The 324-nt window shown below is 31.5% G+C and carries 1 protein-coding gene; it reads left to right on the top strand.

What is annotated here, in order from left to right; translation table 11 throughout:
• Positions 1-324 (top strand): hypothetical protein (locus tag IU476_RS35735; RefSeq protein ID WP_195106770.1); only part of this gene is annotated, 324 nt, incomplete at both ends.

Here is a 324-nt window from a genome sequence, read left to right as displayed (position 1 = left end):
GAGTTAAAAAATTTCGATTTGATTATAGGATTAGCGGGACTTAAAAAAATGAAAACAAAATTAGATTTGGAAAATTTAAAAATAACTTTTGGAGGACCAACCACCATGGAGTCATTAAGTTTAAACTACATAGTAGAAAACGAAAAACATCAGGCTCAGGTGGATGCTCTCATGAAAACAAATAAGACTATTGATAAATCATTACCATATACAACCAGAATTATAGCAACAATACGAACTAAAGATGACAAACTGATATGGTCAAAACAATATCCATATAGGATAGCCGACCATGAGTTCGTCAATCAACAGATAGACGAATTA

The organism is Nocardia blacklockiae (assembly GCF_015477355.1).
Classification (GTDB): Bacteria; Actinomycetota; Actinomycetes; order Mycobacteriales; family Mycobacteriaceae; genus Nocardia; species Nocardia blacklockiae.
This window is presented reverse-complemented; position numbering and strand designations above follow the sequence as displayed.